This window comes from Paenibacillus liaoningensis (assembly GCF_059609455.1).
The window spans coordinates 532,542-551,361 of sequence record NZ_JCAALU010000001.1; the positions used below are offsets into that span (position 1 = coordinate 532,542).

14 protein-coding genes and 1 CRISPR repeat array are annotated in these 18,820 nt (G+C 48.0%); all 14 genes read left to right on the top strand.

Annotation, left to right across the window (positions count from 1 at the left end; translation table 11 throughout):
* The first annotated feature begins 125 nt into the window (after window positions 1-125).
* The 14 genes from cas3 (at window position 126) to AC6B99_RS02275 (ending at window position 18,686) form a co-directional block, all read left to right on the top strand.
* Window positions 126-2,591, top strand: coding sequence for a CRISPR-associated helicase Cas3' (gene cas3, locus AC6B99_RS02210; RefSeq protein ID WP_496662643.1), 2,466 nt, complete (start codon window positions 126-128; stop codon window positions 2,589-2,591).
* 953 nt (window positions 2,592-3,544) lie between these two features.
* Window positions 3,545-4,267, top strand: a complete 723-nt coding sequence (gene cas5c / locus AC6B99_RS02215) for a type I-C CRISPR-associated protein Cas5c (RefSeq protein WP_056034657.1) — start codon at window positions 3,545-3,547, stop codon at window positions 4,265-4,267.
* Window positions 4,264-6,210, top strand: a complete 1,947-nt coding sequence (cas8c, locus tag AC6B99_RS02220; RefSeq protein ID WP_494859126.1) for a type I-C CRISPR-associated protein Cas8c/Csd1 — start codon at window positions 4,264-4,266, stop codon at window positions 6,208-6,210. Before cas5c ends, cas8c begins: the two co-directional genes overlap by 4 nt.
* 12 nt (window positions 6,211-6,222) lie before the next feature.
* Window positions 6,223-7,089, top strand: coding sequence for a type I-C CRISPR-associated protein Cas7/Csd2 (gene cas7c / locus AC6B99_RS02225; protein ID WP_496662644.1), 867 nt, complete (start codon window positions 6,223-6,225; stop codon window positions 7,087-7,089).
* Window positions 7,076-7,735: a CRISPR-associated protein Cas4 gene (cas4, locus tag AC6B99_RS02230; RefSeq protein ID WP_494880097.1), complete on the top strand. Its 660-nt coding sequence runs from the start codon at window positions 7,076-7,078 to the stop codon at window positions 7,733-7,735. The genes cas7c and cas4 overlap by 14 nt, the downstream gene beginning before the upstream one ends.
* Window positions 7,732-8,763: a type I-C CRISPR-associated endonuclease Cas1c gene (cas1c, locus tag AC6B99_RS02235; protein WP_496662645.1), complete on the top strand. Its 1,032-nt coding sequence runs from the start codon at window positions 7,732-7,734 to the stop codon at window positions 8,761-8,763. The genes cas4 and cas1c overlap by 4 nt, the downstream gene beginning before the upstream one ends.
* An 8-nt stretch (window positions 8,764-8,771) precedes the next feature.
* A complete protein-coding gene (cas2, locus tag AC6B99_RS02240) occupies window positions 8,772-9,062 on the top strand; it encodes a CRISPR-associated endonuclease Cas2 (RefSeq protein ID WP_056034675.1) in 291 nt (96 codons plus the stop codon).
* A 206-nt stretch (window positions 9,063-9,268) separates the two neighbouring features.
* Window positions 9,269-10,523: direct repeats of the CRISPR family, unit length 33 nt; unit sequence GTCGCACTCCGTACGGAGTGCGTGGATTGAAAC.
* Window positions 10,524-10,984: 461 nt separating this feature from the next.
* Complete coding sequence (locus tag AC6B99_RS02245; protein WP_494880099.1) at window positions 10,985-12,538, top strand: hypothetical protein; 1,554 nt, start codon at window positions 10,985-10,987, stop codon at window positions 12,536-12,538.
* 10 nt (window positions 12,539-12,548) lie between these two features.
* The gene (locus AC6B99_RS02250) at window positions 12,549-13,679 is read left to right on the top strand and encodes a pentapeptide repeat-containing protein (protein ID WP_496662646.1); all 1,131 of its coding nucleotides are present in this window, start codon (window positions 12,549-12,551) and stop codon (window positions 13,677-13,679) included.
* Between the two features lie 33 nt (window positions 13,680-13,712).
* The gene (locus tag AC6B99_RS02255) at window positions 13,713-14,243 is read left to right on the top strand and encodes an imm11 family protein (RefSeq protein WP_494880101.1); all 531 of its coding nucleotides are present in this window, start codon (window positions 13,713-13,715) and stop codon (window positions 14,241-14,243) included.
* The gene (locus tag AC6B99_RS02260; protein ID WP_494880102.1) at window positions 14,224-14,841 is read left to right on the top strand and encodes a hypothetical protein; all 618 of its coding nucleotides are present in this window, start codon (window positions 14,224-14,226) and stop codon (window positions 14,839-14,841) included. The genes AC6B99_RS02255 and AC6B99_RS02260 overlap by 20 nt, the downstream gene beginning before the upstream one ends.
* Before the next feature lie 32 nt (window positions 14,842-14,873).
* Window positions 14,874-15,248, top strand: a complete 375-nt coding sequence (locus tag AC6B99_RS02265) for a PAAR-like protein (RefSeq protein ID WP_494880103.1) — start codon at window positions 14,874-14,876, stop codon at window positions 15,246-15,248.
* 22 nt (window positions 15,249-15,270) lie between these two features.
* Window positions 15,271-18,228, top strand: a complete 2,958-nt coding sequence (locus AC6B99_RS02270) for a CdiA C-terminal domain-containing protein (protein WP_496662647.1) — start codon at window positions 15,271-15,273, stop codon at window positions 18,226-18,228.
* 17 nt (window positions 18,229-18,245) lie between these two features.
* On the top strand, window positions 18,246-18,686 hold the full coding sequence (locus AC6B99_RS02275; RefSeq protein WP_494880105.1) for a hypothetical protein: 441 nt from the start codon (window positions 18,246-18,248) through the stop codon (window positions 18,684-18,686).
* Window positions 18,687-18,820 lie beyond the last annotated feature (134 nt).

Genomic DNA, 18,820 nt, shown 5'->3' on the forward strand with positions numbered 1-18,820 from the left:
ATTTTTAACAAAATTTACATGGTAATGAAGGAATATGTTGGATGTTGTCGAATGTGTGTTCTATGACTATTCACCCTGTCTTGGGTGATGAATAGGTATTTAAATCTAGTTCAGGAGGCGCTTTGGTGTATATTGCACATATTCGAGAGAAAGACGGCAAAATTCAAACGGTCAAAGAGCATCTGATCGAAGTAAAGGAAGGCTGCGAGCAGCTTGGAGGCAAGATTGGAGCTAGCCATTTGGCGGGACTAGCTGGTTGGCTTCATGACCTAGGTAAAAATACGACTGCTTTTAAAAATTATATCCAGCTTGCAGTAGCAGCGGCGAATGGTGAGGATACGAGGGCGCCGAAAAGAGGCTCTGTCGATCATTCGACCGCAGGCGGCAGACTGGTCTATCGCAGGTACCACAAGAAAAGCACGAAAAATACGGACAAGATGGCGGCAGAATGGATCGCCAACTGCATTATTTCCCATCATCAAGGGCTGCGGGATTTTATTGATCCGGGCAAAACATCGCCATTCCTAAAAAGAGTGGATGAAAAGAAGGAAGCAGACATTGAGCAGGGTTATGAGCAAGCCAATGCGGTGTTCTTTGAACAGCATACCGAGGCTGAGCTGGATGCGTATTTTGCCAAGGCAGCAGCCGAGCTTGAACAGCTTATAGCAGTTATGCAGCAATATAAACTGCCGAGAATCACCTGTTCACTGCTGATCAAGTACATTTTTAGCTGCTTAATTGATGCGGACCGGAACAATTCACGGCAGTTTGAAGAGGAGGAAGCAGCGGAAGCAGCTGAGGATCATGCTCCATTTTTCAAGAGAAGCTACGAGGCTTTAATGAAAAAGCTGGACGAAATGAACGAAGCGGAGGACGCCGACCATCCGATTAACCGCCTGAGACGGGAAATGTCGCTGCAATGTGAAGCTTTTGCGCTTCGTCCGTCAGGTATTTACACGCTGTCCATTCCTACAGGGGGCGGGAAGACGCTGGCGAGCTTGCGTTACGCGCTAAAGCATGCGATAGAGACAGAAAAGCAGCGCATTATCTATATCGTGCCGTATACAACGATTATTGAACAGAATGCGCAGGAGATCCGGGACATTTTGCAGGAAAACGATATGATTTTGGAGCATCATTCGAATGTCATTGAGGAGTTTGATCCGCCTGAAAAAGTGGAGGAAGCCGAAGCCTATGAGGTGCGGCGCAAGAAAATTAAGCTGGCGAAAGATACGTGGGATCGCCCGATTATTTTTACAACGATGGTCCAGTTTCTGAATACGTTTTATGCGAAGGGAACGCGGAATGTTCGGAGGCTGCATCAGCTTTCGAATGCGGTCATTATTTTTGATGAGGTGCAGTCTGTACCAATTAAATGTATATCGTTGTTTAATGCGGCGCTGAATTTTCTGCATGCCTTTGGGCGCTCCAGCCTGCTGCTTTGCACGGCGACTCAGCCTGCTCTGGAGGGAGTGAAGCATCGCCTGCATTTGAAGGAAGATGCTGAAATGATCAAAAATCTGGACGAAGTAGGTCGGAGCTTTAAGCGTGTGGAGGTTGTGGATCGAACGACTCCGAGCGGCTGGAAAGCAGAAGAACTGGCGGATTTTGTGCTGGATAGAATGGGTGAGGTCGACAGCACGCTAGTGATATTGAATACGAAGTCGGCTGTACGCAAGCTGTTCGCTGAGCTGAAAAGACGTAAGAGGTCAGGTGACTGTGATGCAAGGCTGTTTCATCTCAGCACAAATATGTGTGCGGCCCATCGCAAGGATGCGCTTAAAGAGCTGAGGAAAGCACTCGCTTCGAAAGGAGTGGAACGGGTCATTTGCGTAAGCACGCAGCTTATTGAAGCAGGCGTCGACATCAGCTTTGAATGTGTTGTTCGCTCCCTTGCTGGTCTTGACTCCATTGCGCAAGCAGCAGGCAGATGCAATCGGCATGGGAAGGACGCCATTCAGAATGTTTATATTATTAAGTCAGCGGATGAGGTTCTGACGCATTTGAAGGAAATTAGTATTGGGGCGGGAGAAACACAGCGGATATTAAATGAAATGAAGGCTGAGCCAGAGCGTTACGGAGGGGAGCTGCTTTCGAAGGCGGCGATGCAGGCTTATTTTAGCTACTACTATGCCTTGATAGAAGATGACATGCAGTACCATGTACAGAAGCTCGATCAAAATATTTTTGAATTGCTGGAACAAAACAAAAATTATGCTACCGGTTACAAAGGGAAGCACGGGAAGCTTCCTGAATTAATCAGCTTTTCGGCGTTGGCTACGGCGGAGCAATATTTTGAAGTGATTAGCAATACGGCGAGAACAGTGCTTGTTCCTTATAACGAAGAAGCCAGAGAGTTGATTCTTGACTTGAACGGCGATCTGAGGGCAGGTGAGCTTGGCGAGTTGCTGCGTAAGCTTCAGCCGTATGTCGTCAATATTTACGAGAGGGAGTTCAGGGAGCTTGAGAAAAATGGTGATATTCAGCCCCTATTGCATGGAGAGGTGCTGGCTTTAAGTGAAACGGCTTATTCTAAGCAGTTTGGTGTGGAGATAGATGGTTATGGAGAAATGTCGCTAGCGATTTTTTAGTAAAAAGAGAAAAACCCACCTATAGTATGGGCGGGCTCTCATATAAACCTATATTATTTTCAATCCACGCTTTTCAGCGACAAACCGAGTTTATCACATGTGGCTAACTCAGGCAATTTTATAATTAAAGAATTAGGCTCATATAGAACAAACAAATGATGAGCATGGAGCTGCCTAGTGATGCTAATAGATATTAACTCCGTTATTAATCGCAAAACGTTGGAAAACAGATGTTTGCCAATGTGTGCTGTGATTTTCTATAGGATTGATTAAAAAAGCAATGAACAGATATCAGGTAGTACTTTGGAAGCTAGGGCTCGTCAGAGTCCTTGGTTTCCTTAACATTGGTTCCTCACATTTCATCAAACCGTGGGAGCGTTATCTGCAGGGTAGCCATTGATGAGAAGCACGAATATTAACTGAGCTTTGGGAGTGATTTTTAAAATACTTGCATTTTCTTGGAATGTATATTATTTTGAAGGTGTAAGTTTCTATATTATAAACCTATATTAGAAGATTTGATGGAGTGAGGGGAGATCGAAACTGAAATTTGGGCTTTTCGCGAGAAACTAAAGATAGTGTTAGAAACCGCCTTTATTATGAAGACTAGTTATTTGGTTATTGTTTTGCTACTGGGCATAGCGTAGGTGTTATTAAGGCGTGGAGGGGTGATTACAATCAGGCTAATGGTGGACTGATTAAAGAGAATACGAAACTTCGGAGAGCGCTATCTCAGGCAATCTAAACAACCAATTGCAAGAATATAGTTCTGTCATTCTTAGAGGGCAGCTTGGAGACGATTAATTTTCAGAAACCCTTACTAAACAATGGATATACAACGCGGTGTGAGAGGCTTGTACCAGATAGTTATAATCAAGCCCTTCACAAAGCGGTGAATTTCACCATACATGTAATCGACACTTGTTTTATAACTAGCGGAAAGGAGGACAACCATGCGTAATCAAATCGAGTTTGAGGTATTTGGTAGCTACGCGCTGTTTACAGACCCGTTGACCAAAATCGGGGGAGAGAAGTTCAGCTATCAGGTGCCGACTTATCAAGCGCTGAAAGGGATTGTCGAATCTGTTTACTGGAAACCGACGTTGATCTGGTATATCGATGAGGTTCGTATCATGAACGTCATTCAGACGGAGTCCAAGGGCATGCGTCCGATTGAATATAATGGCGGGAATACGCTTGCCTATTATACCTACCTGAAGGATGTGAGCTATAAGGTTCGCGCTCATTTTGAATTTAATCCTTATCGGGAAGACCTTGTCTATGACCGCAATGAGCATAAGCATCACAACATAGCCAAACGCTCGGTTCAGGCAGGGGGGCGCAGGGATATTTTTCTCGGGACGCGTGAATGTCAGGGTTATGTAGAGCCTTGCGCTTTTGAAGAAGGAACAGGCTTCTATGATGACGTGCCGGAAATGGATTTCGGCAATATGGTGCATGGCATCAGCTATCCTGACGAAACGGGCAGGGAGGAACGAGAAACGCGGCTGTGGCGAGCCAAAATGTATAATGGCGTCATATCATTCATTCGGCCAGAAGATTGTACGTTGACCCGCAAGACGGGAGAAGGCGAGGTCAAGGCATTCGGTCCTGAAAATATGGAGTCGGTAGACTCGCTGCATGAACAGCTGTTTGCAGGGGAGGAGAGGACATGAGCTGGCTCGCTAATTTGAGCAGGACGTATGACAATCATGCGGAGTCTATTGGGCAGTTTGAGAAGAAAAGGAATGGGCGCGAATATGCCCTCATTCCGATCTCGCATACGACTCAGAGCGCCCATATTGAGGTGATCCTGAATGGGCAGGGAGAATTTTTGAAAGCCGAAGTCATTGTCAAGGAAGAAGCAAGTACGATTATCCCTTGCACAGAGGCCGCTGCCAGCCGGACAAGCGCACCTGTTCCGTATCCGCTGTTCGATAAGCTGGTGTACGTTGCGGGCGACTATGCAAGTTATGTAGGTGAAGTGAAAGGTACGCCACATGCAGACTATATGGAGCAACTTCGTACTTGGTGTACATCTCCTTATACCCATCGGAAGGTGGAGAGCGTCTATCGGTATTTGGAAAAAGGGACGCTGATAGCAGATTTAGTTGAATATGAAGTGCTGCATGTTAATGCTGGAGGCAAGCTGCTTGACAAGTGGAGCTCGGATATGGAAGAGAGCGGCAAAGAGAAGCCGGATATTTTTAAAGTTATTGCCTCTGAGCAAAGCTCCGCTTTCGTAAGGTTTGCGGTGCAGATTCCGGGAGATACCGAGCCGAGGCTTTGGCGAGATCGTGCGGTTCAGCAAGCTTTTATCCAATTTTATGACCAGCAGCTGGCGGAGACGGACTTATGTTATGTGACGGGAAAGCAGCTCCCTTATGCAGACAAGCATGCTTCACGTATCCGTAATTCGGGGGATAAAACGAAGCTGATTTCAGCCAATGATACGAGCGGTTTCACGTTTCGCGGACGTTTTCGTACAAGCCATGATGCGGCCTCCGTCAGCTATGAGGTTTCGCAAAAGGCACATAATGCATTGAAATGGCTCATTGAGCGGCAGTCCTTTCATCTGGATGGAAGAGTTTTTCTCGTCTGGGGGCCTGAGCGGCTTGAAATGCCAGATCCGCTGGGTGATATATTCAGTTATCTGAATGAGGAAGACGAGGAAGAAGCGGCTGGAGATGCGGCTCACAAGGAATACGCGAATGAAGTGCGGAAGGCGCTGGGCGGCTACCGCTATGATGGTGACTATAAATCCAATGTCCTTATTATGATTCTGGATGCCGCAACGCCAGGGCGGTTGTCTATTGTGTATTACCGAGATTTGAACAAGGAGCTGTTTATGGACAGATTGCTGAAATGGCATGAATCCTGCTTCTGGCGGCATCAGTACAAGAAAAATGCGCAGAACAAGTACGTTGCTTTTACCGGCGCTCCGGCTACGCGCGATATTGCTTTTGCTGCTTATGGACCACGGGCGAGCGATAAGGTTGTCAAAGGACTGCTGGAGCGGATGCTGCCCTGTATCGTAGACGGACGCCCCATTCCAATAGATATTGTGCGCAGCGCCATTAGCCGTGCGTCCAATCCTGTAGGGATGGACATGTGGGAGTGGGAGAAGACGCTGAGCATCGCCTGCGCGTTGGTCAATAAAACGAATGAGGAGAGGAGCTTTCAAGTGAGCCTAAACAAAGAATTGGACGACCGGAGCTACTTGTTTGGAAGATTGCTTGCTATTGCCGATGTATTGGAGCGCAGAGCGCTAGGCAGGGAGGAGAAGCGGGCTACAAATGCGGTGCGGTATATGAATACGTTTGCCCAGCGCCCGGGTCGCACATGGAGTGTCATTCAGTCGAATCTTCAGCCTTATCAGGCACGGATGGGAACGGACGCATGGTATCTCAACAGCTTGCTGGATGAGGTTGGAGCGAAGCTAAAACCGGAGGAGTTTACAGATAGCCCGCTTAGCGGACTGTATTTGCTCGGATTTTATAGCCAGCGTCACGATTTATATACGAGCAAGAAGAACAAGGAAAGCGAAGCCGGGAATGGGCAGGATGGCGAGCAGGCAGATGATTCTGAGCTGGAAAATGATCACGAGACTAACGAATAGGGAGAGATTTAAATGAGCGTACTTGACCATAAAATTGATTTTGCCGTTATTTTATCCGTCCGAAATGCCAATCCGAATGGCGATCCCTTGAATGGCAATCGTCCAAGACAAACATATGAAGGGAATGGCGAGATTTCTGATGTGTGCCTAAAGCGCAAAATACGTAACAGGCTGCAGGACATGGGTGAATCGATTCTCGTACAGTCGGATGAGCGCCGTGACGACGGGCATCGTAGCATTAAAGACCGTGTAGATGCGAATGCGGATATTCAGGAGTATGCCAAGGGTAAAAAACAAAACAATGAGCTTTACGCGCAGGCAGCCTGCAAGGCATGGATTGATGTGCGGAGCTTCGGGCAGGTGTTTGCTTTTAGCGGTACCGATGTTTCTGTTGGTATTCGTGGCCCAGTATCTATTCATACTGCTGTCAGCGTTGAGCCAATCTCTATTTCCAGCATGCAAATTACGAAAAGCGTCAATTCGGTGACGGGCAAGGACCCGAACAAGAAGGGTTCGGACACTATGGGGATGAAGCATAGAGTGGATTTTGGCGTCTACGTCATCTACGGCAGCATCAATACACAATTGGCGGAGAAAACGGGCTTCACTAAGGACGATGCGGAGAAGATTAGACAAGCACTTATTTCTCTTTTTGAAAATGACACCTCATCCGCGCGCCCGGACGGCAGTATGGAAGTTCATAATCTTTTCTGGTGGAAGCACCAGTCCAAGCTTGGACAATACTCCTCAGCGAAGGTACATCGCTCCTTGGAAATTCAACTGAAAGAAGGAGTAGCTGAAGGGAAATCAATTGACGACTACACTTGGACGATTCAGCCTCTTGAAGGCTTGGAGCCCCAAAGATATGTGGGACAATAACGAAGAAGATTTTTTAATGCTTTCTGGCATTCAGCATTTCAACTTTTGCCGGAGGCAATGGGCGCTTATCCATATTGAGCAGCAATGGGAAGAGAATGTACGTACCGTTGAAGGTGCGCATTTGCACCGCAAAGCCGACCAGCCGATGCTGCGGGAGAAGCGTGGGGACAAGCTGATTGTCCGCGCGCTTCCCGTACAATCACGGAGGCTGGGTATTTCCGGCATATGCGATGTAGTTGAGTTCGTTCGAGATAGCTCAGGTGTTCCACTGGCGGGAGAGGAAGGCTTATACCTTCCGTACCCCGTGGAATACAAACGCGGCAAGCCGAAGCGGAATGATTCCGACCGCTCGCAACTAGTAGCCCAGCTCATTTGTCTGGAAGAGATGCTAATGTGCGAGCTGTCAATGGGCTATCTCTATTATGATGAAATCAAGCATCGGGTTGAGGTGCCGGTCACTGAAGGCGACAAAGAGAGGGTCAAGCAAAGTCTGGACGAGATGCGCCACTACTATGAGCGGAACCATACGCCGAAGGCGAAGACGGGGCCGCATTGTCAGAGCTGCTCTTTGAATATCGTTTGTTTGCCGGAAATGCTGGAGCGAAAACCCGTTTCAAGCTTTATCGAAAGCAGGTTATACGAATGAAAAAGCTGCTGAACACGCTGTTTGTGACGATGCCAGATACGTATTTATCACTCGATGGCGAAAATATTGTTATTAAGCGTGACGACGAAATTGCCGGACGCTATCCGCTGCATAATTTAGAGGGAGTCTGTACCTTCGGTTATGCGGGAGTCAGCCCAGCTCTTATGGGGAAATGCGCAGAAAATAACATCGGACTGACCTTTATGACCCGCAATGGGCGTTTTTTGGCACGGATAGTCGGTGAGAATAAAGGAAATGTTGTACTTCGCAAAGAGCAGTATCGCATTTCCGATGATGAGCGCCGAAGCACTATTTTTGCCAGAAATATGATTTTGGGAAAAGTGTATAACAGCAAGTGGGTTGTTGAACGTGCTTTGCGGGACCATGCCCTTCGTTTGGACACCGAGCGGATGAAGCAGGTGAGTGCTTCGCTATCGGAGTCGATGAAGCTTATTCGCAGTGTGGAGCAGCTGGATATTTTGCGCGGGCTAGAGGGAATGGCTGCTGTGCAATACAACTCAGTGTTTGACCAGTTGATATTGCAGCAAAAAGAGCAGTTTTTCTTCCATGGGCGAAATAAGCGTCCACCGTTGGATAATGTGAATGCATTGCTTTCGTTCACCTACTCGCTGCTTGCGAAAGATGTGACAGCTGCGCTGGAGTCCGTAGGACTGGATGCTTACGTCGGCTTTCTGCATCGGGATCGTCCGGGGCGGGCTTCGCTTGCGCTGGATATGATGGAGGAGCTGCGGAGCGTATATGCTGACCGAATGGTGTTGTACCTGATCAACAAGAAGGTCGTTAACGGCAGCGGCTTCGTGAAAAAAGAAAATGGCGCCGTCATCATGGACGATGACACGAGGAAAACGGTGCTCAAGGCGTGGCAGGAACGCAAGCAAGAGAAGATTATGCATCCCTATTTGAACGAAAAGATAGCCTGGGGGCTCGTTCCTTACGCTCAGGCCCTATTGCTTGCGAGGCATATTCGTGGTGATTTGGACGAATATCCGCCATTTTTCTGGAAGTAGGTGATCATATGCTCGTATTAATTACGTATGATGTGAGTACATCAAGCAAGGAAGGGCGTAGAAGGCTCTCCCGAGTGGCAAAAACCTGTCTAAATTACGGTCAAAGGGTGCAAAACTCCGTATTTGAATGCATTGTAGATGCGACTAAGTTTCGCCAACTGAAGTATGAATTGGAGGAGCTAATCGATAAGCAGACGGACAGCCTGCGCTTCTACAATTTGGGTGATAATCACAAAAGCAAGGTTGAGCACATTGGTGCAAAAGAAGCTTATGATATGGAAGCACCGCTTATTCTATAAGTGAAAAAATTTTTGCGGATTCATGGTGCGAATGTGAAGCTCACATAAAAACCCTAGGGGATTCGCACCTCAGAAATTGTAGAAAATTGTCGAATATGAGTCACTTCAAGAAAAGTCAAGGTTTGACTCAGATTTTTTTGGTATTATATTTATTGAAAAATGGGGTGATTGATGCCATGATGGGATCAATCACTTGTATTTTCGCTGTCGCACTCCGTACGGAGTGCGTGGATTGAAACGAGGTGCTCAATCATGGCTCCAGGAGTTATTATTGTCGCACTCCGTACGGAGTGCGTGGATTGAAACGACCATGTTGTAAGTATCGTATAATTGACCACCGTCGCACTCCGTACGGAGTGCGTGGATTGAAACCATTTTGCACAATGACGACATGCAAATAAAGCTCGCGTCGCACTCCGTACGGAGTGCGTGGATTGAAACTCCGATCCAGCGCCGCTTGCCCCGGCAGTAAAAGCCGTCGCACTCCGTACGGAGTGCGTGGATTGAAACTCCATTGCTCCGTCAAAATCCTAATCTGGTTGGCCCGTCGCACTCCGTACGGAGTGCGTGGATTGAAACACCGATCCGTCAGCCGATGAGCATATCCATTAAGGTCGCACTCCGTACGGAGTGCGTGGATTGAAACTGGGAGGGCTATACACCAATGATCGAATGGAAAAAAGTCGCACTCCGTACGGAGTGCGTGGATTGAAACAAATGCAATAAGTGTCAGGATACGGGGACTATTGTCGCACTCCGTACGGAGTGCGTGGATTGAAACATAATACTCAACCTCTTTTACCAGGCTGATTATTGGTCGCACTCCGTACGGAGTGCGTGGATTGAAACTCAACGAAGGCTGTTATGGCCTCTTTTAACGCGTCCGTCGCACTCCGTACGGAGTGCGTGGATTGAAACACCAATTCTTACGATGGCTGGAGCACCCAATATAAGTCGCACTCCGTACGGAGTGCGTGGATTGAAACTTCAAACAAACCTAAGTGAGCAAAAAATTCTGCGGTCGCACTCCGTACGGAGTGCGTGGATTGAAACCTTTGAGGATTTGATCACGCATTGAAAGTTTGCCGTCGCACTCCGTACGGAGTACGTGGATTGAAACAGGCTGCCATCATCAGGCGAGGTTGACCCAGTTACCGTCGCACTCCGTACGGAGTGCGTGGATTGAAACGGAAGAACCAGCCGAGAAATGTATGCCGGGCGTAGGTCGCACTCCGTACGGAGTGCGTGGATTGAAACGACAGCGGTAAAGCGGGCGACAGCGCGGAGCAGGCGCGTCGCACTCCGTATGGAGTGCGTGGATTGAAACGCGAATGGATAATCCGCAGCCAACCGGAGCAGCCGTCGCACTCCATACGGAGTGCGTGGATTGAAACTCCCTAAAGGTTAATCCGCGAACTGACGTTCTATGTCGCACTCTGTATGGAGTGCATGGATTAAAATTTTGAATTAGAGGTAGATGCGACCTTTCAAAAAAAGTCGCACTCCGTATTGTAGAAGAACAGTAAGTGTCACGGACTCAAGGTAAGATTAAAAATCAACTTAAGAGGTCATATGAAATACGCAGGACCTCGAGTAGCACAGCCTAATTTTTAGCAGTAAGACAGCGGAAAATTTCATGATAGCACGGGCCTAACGCTAGAATTTAGCGTTAGGCTTTTTTTGTTTTCAAGCTCCTTTTAGCTGGTGTTTGGAGATAGGCATAAGCAAATTTACTTATAAAAACAGTTAAATCTTTGTTATAAAACACAAAATTACAATAAAATATTGCTGTATTAGTTCCTACTATTTTGAATTGAAATTACTAGAATTGTATTAACTTTCCTGTATCAGGCGCCGATAATGATAGAAATAAAATATAGTAAACATATACAAATTACCATCTGAGAGGGAGAAACAAACGAATGGGTGACCAAGTGCTGAATTATGGAGATATTCGAATGACCTCTTATGAGCTTGTCCGTCTGCATGAACTGGAAGTCGTCAAAAGCGTCAATGACCATGCTTATTTAAGGTTTTCAGGCGTGATTCATGAAGAGAAGAAGGATAGCTATGTCAATCAGACTACGGCCCAGACACCGGTGAAGGTGCTGCTGAAGGACAAGGAAACGGGAAAGGACGAGGTGCTGTTCAGCGGCTTTGTGCTTGATGTGGAGGTTAAGGCGGTTCGCGGCATTTATTACATCGAGGTAAAAGCGGTCTCTTATACGTATTTGCTGGACGTGAAGCGGAATAAACGCTCTTTTCAAAACCCGAAGCTAACTTATAGCGGACTGGTGGACGCCGTCATTTCTCATTATTCCAAAGCGGATTGTATAGATGCAGCCAGCCAAGGCAAAGCGATTCAAACGATTGTGATGCAGTATGAGGAGACAGATTGGCAGTTTCTGAAGCGTATCGCTTCACGGTTTTATACGGTGCTTGTTGCTGCGGCTGAAATGAGCGCGCCATGCTTCTTTCTGGGACTGCCAGAGGGTCAGGACAAGGGCAAGCTTGTGGCCAAGCATTATACCGCGAAAAAACGGGTTTCGGAGTATCAATATGCAGTAGAAAATGATGTGCCCGGCATTGATGATCAGGACTACACCGTGTATGAGGTAGAAAGCGAACGGCTGCTGGTGCCCGGCAACGAGGTGCTTTTCAAAGCCAGAAAGCTTGTTGTAGGGCGTGCAGTATCCTGTATGAAAAATAGTATTCTCACCCACACCTATCAGCTGTTCCCGAGGAAAGGCCTTCGGCAAAAGAAGGAATACAATCAAGCGATCATTGGCGCTTCCATTCAAGCGACGGTCGTCAAAATTAATAAGGATACGGTTCGCGCCAAGCTGGATATGGACGATCAGGAGGACCCGAATACGGATTATTGGTTCCCCTATTCCACGATTTATGCATCCGAGGGCAACACCGGCTGGTACTGCATGCCGGAAGAGAACGACAACATTCGCATTTATTTTCCCAGCAGCAAGGAAGAAGAAGGCTATGCAATCAGCTCGGTCAAACGGGGAGCGACCTCTGATGCCAAGTCATCAAGCGGTTCATCAGGTTCAATAGGTTCAATAGGTTCAGCAGGAGCAAGTGGATCAACAGGGACAGCGGCAGCTTCACGGGCTGTTGCACCAGCTGCCTCCGCTTCTGGCGGGGCCAAGGACGATGGCTCGGATTGGATGTCCAATTCGGATCGCAAAAGCTTTCGCACGAAGTACGGAAAAGAAATTGTGTTGGAGCCGCATCAGATCGTCATTCAGGCAGGCGGCATGTCGATCGTCATCAGCGATGCGCAGGGCATCCAAATTACGAGCGATCAAAACATTAGCATAAATGCAGGCGGCAGCATGATGATGAAGGCTAAAAACATTCAGCTGTCAGCGGGCAAAATCGAGCTGAGCGGCAAAGCGAATACGATTACGCTGGGCGACAGCCTCGTCAAGGTTGACGGCGAAGAAATCAAAATGAATTAGAAGGGCGCATATGGCGATGAATAAACAGCAGGTGATCCAGCATTTTACCGAGCATCATGGCATGCCGGCGTTCGAACAGCAGATTGTGGAGCTGGAGCATTATTTTTTGCAAAATAAAGCAGGGCTGGTGGACGGTTTGATCGCTTCCTTCCGTCAGATGTGCGGACATCTGCACCTTCTCCAGCAGAATGGGCGGAAGGGGCCGATTGCTTTTATTCACTATTCGATGCTTCGCACCTCCGTTTTGGATCAGTCGTTCACTTACAAGATGGAAGGCTACTCGGAAAAATGGTACGGCGACCCCTCACCTTTCTTTCATGCTTATGATACAAGCTGGCTGTATCAAGATATCCCTATTATCCGGCAGGTACTGGACAGGGCGCGCAAAACGTATATGAATCAGATTAGGGCAGGCGAGGTAGAGCGGATGGTGCTTAGGCAGCTTGAGGTGCTTCATCCTTTTGTTGTCGCTATTGCACGTATCGCTATGCCGCTAGCGATTCAGCTGCCTGAATATAAGGCGCTCATAAAGGCGCCTGTGCTGCGTGTGAGAGTTGGCGAATATATGGATTTCAGCGAGGATGTTTATGTGGAGCATCAGGAGCCGCGCGATGAGCGGGATATTCGAAATCGTCTGGAACAAGACCAGGGGCAAGGGCATAGACAGGGGCAAGGGCAAGGCGGCATTCAGCCTTATGACAGCTTGCGGGGGCTGGATTTGAAGGGCGTAAAGTGTAAAGCAGCTGATTTGCGATATGTGGATTTCAGTGATAGCGAGCTGACCGATAGCGGGTTTCAGAGCTGTGCCCTTATTGGCTCGAGATGGCAGGCTTGCTCCGCCGCAGGGGCGGATTTTCGGCACTCCTTACTAACGGATGCCGACTTTCGGCATGCCGATTTGCGCGGAGCCCTCTTCGAGCATTGCAGCGGGCAGCCGTTTAAAGAGGGGCTTCACCGCTTCCCTGGACTGCTTGGCGTACAGTTTGATGGTGCGAATTTGGCAGGGGCGAGCTTTGTTGGCGCAAGGCTGGGGCGGTCGAGCTTTGAAGGCGCCAATCTGGAGTTGGCTGTTTTTTCTGCGAAAGATCAGCAGCTTTTCCCGCTATCTGAGCAGCAAAGGAAGGTCATTCAATGGGTATAAGCGGGTGCAGGCGCAGTTGGAAGGGGGAGCGCAATGAGTGAGTATTTTATTTTAAAGGAAGATCAGCAGCTGGATGGTACCTTTAAGCCGCCTAGATTTGACAATGGCAAGCCTTTTGCACAGCTGCCTGCGATTTCCGTAGTGGATGTGGCGGCTCAAGGAGATGTCGAGGTGCTGGACTGGCTGGAGCGGCCAATCCGCATGGTATCTGACAAGATAAAAACGATTGCCATTAAATATAACGCCCGGATTGCTTTCAAAAGAGTGTATTTCATGAACCGGGAGCAGCAGTTCCAGCCGCTTTATTGGGCTATGCAGGTTCCGCCCATCGACGCGCTATCGGTTCAAAGCAGCTTTCATCCAGATCAGACGATAAAGCGGCTGGTGCTCGCGCGGAGCAAAATAGCAGGCCATCATATGTTTACCCTTGCGGGAGTGAGAGAGCCTTATCTCGTCCTCAGCTTGGCGGCGGCGGAGAGCTTGCTGCGCCGGGAGGCGACGGGGGTTACGCTTAACCGGGTCGAGGTAGATGAGGAGGGGCCGCATGAAGCGTTATATGGATGAACAAATATTGGATACGTGGATCAGGAAGCCTCATGCAGATACAGCGGACCGCGAGCCGCAATGGGTAGTTGAAGGCGAAGGGAGCTTTATCAGAATAGACGGACAACCATATCGCATGCAGGAGCTGTGGCTGCTGGATGGGCGCGTAAGCTTAATGCTGCCTTCCTCGCTATCGGCAATGCAAGAGTCGGGATCACTCAAAGCGCAAGTGGAGGCCAAGCAGCAGCGAAAGCATGAGCAGTGGTCATTTACCGATGAGACGAAGAGCATTGTATGTACGCTCAGTTGGTTAAAGCATGAGCTGCAGCGGCCTTACCTCGAGGGATTTGCACAAGCGATGGTCGTGAAAATCAAGCAAATGCGCCCAGAGCTGCTGCTAACGGGCGGCGGCATGCTTAAGCCGGAGGCACATGAAATCGCCTTCTACGAATGCCTTCTTCCAGAAGGAGAGAAGTCCGTTTATCAGGTTGTAGGGATGACCGTGATTGGCGGGAGAGTGCTGATGAGCAGCTTTCAATTTCCGCTGCGTGAGGTAGAGCTGTGGCAGCAGCTGGCCCATGCAGCTATTTCTACACTTAAGCTGGCGGAATCATTCTAAATTGCTGAGGAAAATGCGAGGAGGGGTAGGACATGTTTTTTACGATGCTGCTGCAAGCGCTGATGAGCGGCATGCTGGAGGGCGAGCATTTTTATGTCGTCAGAGGGGCCGTATTAAAATGCAGCGAAGGTTCTGATCCGGGCGTGCTTAATTTGCCGACCTCCCATGGCGTCTATATTAAAGATCAGCCTGTTCTGCATGTAATGGATGCCGTTCCGATCGACAACATCAGCCATTTTGGCTTTTGCAAAAAAACGGGCGGTGTCTGCGAGCCGCTGACCTGCGGACCATGGACGGATGGCAAGAAGGATGTGCTTATTGACGAGCAGCCTGCACTGCTTAGTCAATCACAATTAATGTGCTCCACAGGAGGCACCATTACGATCGATCAGGATGGGCAGCTGTAGCCATTAAAGGGCGCTGAGGGGGATGATGATGAAGGAAAAGGAAGTGGAGGAAACGGCGGCGGCAGATTACAAGGATCTGCGCTTCGTGTGGCCCTATGGCAAGCTGCGGCTAGAGCAGCTGGAAATCATTCATGCATTTGGGGAGCACGGAAAATTAATCGTAACGGGTACGGTAGCAGAGGAAAAGGAAGATGAAATTATCACCCATGCTTCGGCAAATGATCATATTGGGGTGTACCGGGTACTCAAGGATGGCAGGAAGCAGCCGCTTTTTCTCGGACAGCTGCATCATGTCGAGCTGCATGCCGCAAGGGATGGGGTTCGTGTGCAGCTTGAAGTCTTGTCCCATACCTATGATTTTGATACGCGCAGGAAGAAACGTTCTTTCCAAAGCACAGATTGTACATATAATGGGATTGTATGGTCTATTGTACGCGAGTATGGGCGTGGAGACGTTATTGATACGGCGTTTGGGAAGAAAAAGACGGGCAAATTTATCATGCAATATGAGGAGACGGATTGGGAATTTCTGAGGCGCTTGGCATCTCATGTCGGGGCGGAGCTGGTACCGGATATTGCGGCGCATAAACAGCAGTTCTGGATCGGCATTCCGGATGGCAAGGCTCCAATTGAGCTGGAGAGCCATCCCTATGAGATTAAGCGGGAATTAGCGCCTTATTTGGAATGGGAAATGAATCATGAGTCTGGCGGGCTAGAGCAGCATTATACCTCGTATCGGTTTGAGTGGGGGAAGCTGCTCCAGCTTGGCGATGAGGTGAAGCATAACCATGTCACCTATTTCATTACGAAGCGGCATGGATGTCTGAAGCAGGGGCTGCTTCAGTGGAGCTATGAATGTGCGCTGCCAGAAGGCTTGAAGAAGCGGAAGCTGCATAATCTGGGGATCATTGGAGCTTCTATCAATGGCAGCATCATCGACGTGGAGCGCAATCAGGTCAAGCTTCATCTGGAGATGGATAGCAAGCAGGATGCGGGAGAAGCGCAGTGGTTCCCGTATTCAGCGGAAGGGAATCAGGTGCTGTACATGCTGCCGGAGAAGGGGGCGGCGGTTAAGCTCTATTTTCCAAGCGCAGACGAGGATGAGGCGATTGTGACCCACGCGGTGCGGATGAAAGCGGAAGGGGCGCAGGCGGAGAAAAGCCACAAGACGATGGCCGATCCGGGCGTCAAGTCATTCGGCAATCCGCAGGGCAAGGCCTTCAGCCTGGGGGACAGCGAGTTGCATATGACCGCGCAAGAGGGAGCGCTGTTCATTTCACTGAACAAGTATACGGGTGTGACGCTGAACAGCTCGACGGCTGTACAGATTCAAGCTGCTGGCTCTCTAAGTCTGAGCGGCGGTTCCATTGAAGTAAGCGGTGAAGAAAGTCTATACATTCAGACCGCAACAGAGTCAATCGACTTAGGGGAAGAAGTGAATGTAAAGGGAAGCGAGATTGAGCTAAAGGCAAGTGTGACGCAAACGTATGAGCGAATATTAAGCCCCTTCGAGCAGCAGGTGCAAGAAAAGGGAATCCAGCGAGTGGCGACTGAGCGGATGAAGGAAAACCAAAAGGCGCAGGGGGAAGGTGAAAAAAAAGCGCTGAAGAATGCAGCGTTGGAGCTTTGGGATTTGGTAGTAGATGCAGCGGATATTCTCATTGACTCGGATACCGTATACGAGTGGGTGAGCGGCAAGGAGGCAGCACCGTTAGAGGAACGTAATGATCTAATGAAAGGATATTTACAGGCAGTAAATTACACACTGGAAACGGTAACGCTGCAGAAATCGGGAGAAGAAATCTGGGGCGATCTATCTTCCACTGCCACAAGCTTTGTACAGCCGATAGCGGACATGCCTACTTCTAATCCAATCATGTTTAATCCAGCCTTTAAGTTAGTCCCGACAAGCATGGCGATGAACCCAACCGAATGGCTCTTTCAAACGAAAGAAGAGAGCGAGGAAAGCGGTCAGAAAACGGTGGAAGGCTACATGCGCATTGTGGATACGGCAACTGTTGTTTATGGTGCAGCGGGAGCGACGAAGTCCCTTGCTAAAGGGGTAGGCAAAGGCGCTAAGAACGGGCATGCGGATGGAGGAGATGGCCCGGAGGGGAAGAAGGAGAAAGATGGTGAAGGGAAGCCGCTTCTCACAAATCAAATGGATGAAGCAGCCGCGGCCGCATCGAAGGACGGCAAGCTGAAAACGAACGCGTCAACGCTTGAAAAGCTATTGGATGAGCTGGAAAAGGAAGGTATACTGGTAGAAAAACTGCGTAATGCTGTGCTGGATATGCTGCCTTTCCGCGTAGTTGTGAGGCAAACGCCAGATGGTTCAATGTTCTGGCAGATGATGAACAAGACGGAATATAGACAGATGACGCGGATGGATGGCGATGGTGGCGGTAAGCATGGTTCTGAGGGGACGGGTAAACCGAAATCAGAAACGGAAACTAAACAAAAGGAAAGAGAAGAATACGAAAGGAAGGAAAGAGAGGACCGAGAAAAAGAAGAATCAGATACTGAGGGGACAGGTAAACTAAGCGTTACAGAACCCACACTTCCTCCAGGGGGGGAACCTAAAGGCAAGTATGAAAAGCCGGACCCTAATGATCCTCGGCCGAAAGAACTACAAAATGAAGCAGCAAATCTTTTAGCTAGCAAAGGCTATGACATTGAGATGCTACCTGATACAAAGGGTGGAAACGGTTATGGAATAAAAAAAACATCGAGTCCAGACTTTTTAATAGATGGCAAAGCATTTGATTGCTATTCACCCAAAGCTAATACACCTGTAAGGAATATTTGGGATACTGTAAAAGGAAAAACTGAGAAACAAGCAAGTCGAATTGTTATTAATTTGGATGATTTTTTAGGATCAGTTGATGATGTAGCTAAGCAATTTAAAGAATATAAGATAGACACACTAGAAGAATTACTAATAATTAAAAATGGGAAAGTAATCAGACTTTATCCATAGAATTGGAGGAGGAATATATGTTTTATTTGTTCTTCTTGGTTGGAGATTATGATTTTAATTATCTAAAACAAACAGTTACTGAAATATTGTGTAATGGCGAGATAATAACTGACTCAAATGTAGAACTTGAGGTGATAACTGATGGATTTAACGTAAGTATTACAGAAGGCGGAGATGGTGTGAAATTTCGAAGTGAGGATTATGAATTGAATTTCAAATATAAGATGTGGTTTGATATCTATAGTGATCATTCTAACGGAATAAATGAATTAATGAAATTTATAGGAAGTATTATGATTAGATTGGATGGCGAGTGCTTATTGGAATCGAATGGAGATACCCCTATAATGATAAGAAGAGATAATATGGTTGTTGTTGATGATAAGGGGTTGTCAGGGACTGAAAAGTTCCCATTTCATGAATTGAGATTAGAGTATCAAGAAAGTAGCATTAATTAGCCTTGTATAACACTAATATTCCCCCAATAAGTTTTTTGTACAATAATATGTGAATAGTATAACCTGAACAATTATAAAGCGTTACATGAAACAGGTCATTTATGGTCAGTAATCACCATGATTGACCTGTTTTT